The organism is Psychrobacter sp., from assembly GCF_036731945.1.
Classification (GTDB): domain Bacteria; phylum Pseudomonadota; class Gammaproteobacteria; order Pseudomonadales; family Moraxellaceae; genus Psychrobacter.
In genome coordinates, this window is sequence record NZ_DAINDI010000104.1 from 3,991 (window position 1) to 6,098 (window position 2,108).

Annotated in this window: 2 protein-coding genes and 1 pseudogene; 1 reads left to right on the plus strand and 2 read right to left on the minus strand. The window is 41.1% G+C overall.

The window, feature by feature from the left end; translation table 11 throughout:
- A pseudogene (locus V7D75_RS13990) lies at nt 1-113 on the minus strand (aspartate-semialdehyde dehydrogenase); the annotation flags it as partial.
- A gap of 442 nt (nt 114-555) precedes the next feature.
- On the opposite strand from V7D75_RS13990, the gene V7D75_RS13995 reads away from it, so the two are divergent.
- Nucleotides 556-1,689, plus strand: a complete 1,134-nt coding sequence (locus tag V7D75_RS13995) for an endonuclease/exonuclease/phosphatase family protein (RefSeq protein ID WP_333615051.1) — start codon at nt 556-558, stop codon at nt 1,687-1,689.
- 211 nt (nt 1,690-1,900) lie between these two features.
- On the opposite strand, the gene V7D75_RS14000 is transcribed toward V7D75_RS13995, so the two are convergent.
- Nucleotides 1,901-2,108, minus strand: a 208-nt coding sequence (locus V7D75_RS14000) for a hypothetical protein (RefSeq protein WP_333615052.1), incomplete at its 5' end; no start/stop codon positions are given.

The window sequence follows — 2,108 nt, forward strand, 5'->3', positions numbered from 1 at the left end:
GAAAAAAACACTGGTGTGATACCATCGAAGTCTTTTTCTTCACGCATACGCTCTATCAATACTGACCCGACCATACCGCGCCAGCCTACCAAGCCTACTGTTAAATTACTCATAAAACTCAATCCTTTTTACCATAAATTGTTGCACTGCCAACCGATAACAATGCCGTGAATAGCAGAAAAAAGCAAGGTTTTTTAGAGAATGTACCGTGTTTTTCAGATATGATTTATTCACTTTTGTACTTATCAATGCTACTAGCCATAAAGTCTGCTATTTATTAAGCTTGCTGATTATTTATCGTGTCAACTTCCCCTAAATTCAAGCCCCTCTAAATAAGGCTTAAATTGTAATTTTTTATAGCCGCTAACGTCTAATGAATGTTCAATAGTAGGCGCAGGCGTGATGAGGTGCTAAAGTAAGCAGGCTATTTATTTTGTTACAAAGGTTTAGAGTTTAACCGCTCAATCATGTTTTAGCTTAAACAATTATTAGATTAAAAATTCTATTTATCATTATTGGCTTTGCCATTCATTTAATAAACGGTCGACACACATTATGGATCTCTCCCTCTTATATTATGGCGCTCAGTGGTTGGCAGGATTCATCGCCTTTGTCACTATTTGGGGCTTGTTGCCTCTTGATAATTGGTGGGTGCGAGGTGTTGAGTTTCCCCGTATTCAAATTATGTTCCTCGGGGTCGCCGCTTGGCTTGGCATGGTTATATTTTGGTCGGACTGGCAGCTTGGTCAGTGGCTGTTATTTATCGTTTTAAGTAGCGCGCTCGCCTTTCAATTGCGTATGGTGTTGCCCTATACCATACTTTGGAAAAAAGAAGTGCTCACTGCCAAGGATATGCCAGATGGGCATGCGCACCAGCTTAAAATCATGGTTTCAAACGTATTGACGCCCAATGATGAGACCCAAAAACTGGTTGAACTGGTAAAAGATAAGCGTCCCGATATTTTAATTACTTTAGAGACTGATAAAAAATGGGAGAAAGCCCTTAATCAAATAGAAGCAAATTATCCTTATACTGTCAAAGTGCCTTTGGATAATCTATACGGTATGCATCTGTATTCTAAGCTTGAGCTCATAGACCCTAAAGTTAAGTATTTGATGATTGATGATATTCCATCTATCCATACGCAGCTACGTTTGCAGGGCGGCCAAGTGATTTGGCTCTACTGTTTGCACCCAATGCCGCCCAGTCCGACAGAGGCAGATAAGTCTACGACCCGCGATGCTGAGCTGCTGATGGTTGGAAAACATATCAAAGAAAATAAGCAAACGGCAATATTGGCAGGAGATTTAAACGATGTCGCTTGGTCAAAGACCACGCGCCGCTTTCAACGTATCTCGGGCTTGCTAGATCCTCGTATCGGGCGCCATTTTATCAATACCTTTCATGTTAAATATCCGTTTTTACGTTGGGCGCTGGATCATATTTTCCATAGTGCTTGCTTCACCTTGGTCGATATTCAGCGCATGCCGTCTATCGGCTCCGACCATTTTCCGGTGCTGACAACGCTACAATACGAGCCCGAAAAGGTCAGTACCCAAGAAACCAATGCGCCAACTGAGAAGGCAGAAGATGTCAAAGAGGCAAAAAATACCATTGAAGCGGGTAAGGAAGAGGGCTGTAAAGTATCAAAAGAACATGCAGAGGCTGAAAAGGAAAGTAATTGCTAAACAGTTTTTATTATCTGTATAAAACTCTGGCCACAAACAATGGCGACGTAAGCAAATGCTTACGCTAAATAAGGTCTTTAGCCTCTAGTCGTTCCGCGTCAATTCACCTAGAATACAACCATCAACACAAGGATACGCAAGGATGCAGTGTTGAGGCAGTAACAATAAAAGCACAGGTCAGCCCGCTGTCTTATAGGTTACTGTTTATGACTTAGGATGAGTCAACACGGAAGAGATAATAACAACAATATGAAACGCCATAGCCCTGAACCCATCGCCCTAGGTTCGGGGCTTTTCTTTGTTTATCATTTCTATTTGAAAGATATTTTCTGTTGTTAATAAAGGCGTTAATGAATGTATAGTTAAAATATCCTAAAAACGCGACGGTATTGCTGATATCAATTTTTTGTAGCCTCTGT

Bases quoted from the DNA above. Each gene is read 5' to 3' on its own strand.
- V7D75_RS13995 (WP_333615051.1), top strand. From the start codon at position 556: ATGGATCTCTCCCTCTTATATTATGGCGCTCAGTGGTTGGCAGGATTC.